This is a genomic window from Nonomuraea ceibae (genome assembly GCF_019396325.1).
In the GTDB taxonomy this organism is placed as follows: domain Bacteria; phylum Actinomycetota; class Actinomycetes; order Streptosporangiales; family Streptosporangiaceae; genus Nonomuraea; species Nonomuraea ceibae.
Window position 1 is genome coordinate 1 of sequence record NZ_JAHKRO010000253.1, and the last position, 679, is coordinate 679.

Annotated in this window: 1 protein-coding gene; it reads left to right on the forward strand. The window is 68.8% G+C overall.

The annotated features are described in order from the left end of the window. Positions 1-50: 50 nt before the first annotated feature. Positions 51-679: IS982 family transposase (locus KME80_RS49820; RefSeq protein WP_219520124.1), on the forward strand; the 629-nt coding region annotated here is incomplete at its 3' end.

Consider the following 679-nt stretch of genomic DNA (forward strand, 5'->3'; position numbering starts at 1 on the left):
GATCAGCTGTTCGGCTGCGGACATGAAGCGAGGGCGTTCAAGATCCGTTTGTGACGACAGAACTGAACACCCTCGCGACAGCACTGTACGTGAAGATCGACGATCAGCTGATCGCTTCTCCGGATCTGGCTCCCGAGCGGCCTGTGACCGGGCTGCAGCCTCGGCTCAGTGACGCGGAGCTGGTGACGCTGGCGGTATTGTCGGCGCTGCTCGGCTTCACCTCAGAGCGGCGCTGGCTGCGCTACGCTCGCGCCCACCTGACCGGCCTGTTTCCTTACCTGCCCGGCCAGTCCGGCTACAACAAGCGCCTGCGCGCCGCCACCGGCCTGGTGCTCCACCTGATCCGCATTCTCGGCCGGGACACCAGCCTGTGGAGCGACGATGTGTGGGTGGCCGACTCCACCCCGGTCGAGTGCGGCCGCTCCCGGCAGACCACCCAGCGCTCCGACCTGGCCGGCTGGGCCGAGTACGGCTACTGCCCCTCCCACTCCCGCTTCTTCTGGGGCCTGCGCCTGCACCTGCTGTGCACCCTGGGCGGCCTGCCCGTCGCCTTCGCCCTGACCGGCGCCAAGGCCGACGAACGCCTCACCCTGCTCGGCATGCTCGAAGCCGACCCCGACCTGCTGGCCCGCCACCGAGGCCGGCAGGACCTGATCGCCGACATGCAGTACTACGGCCG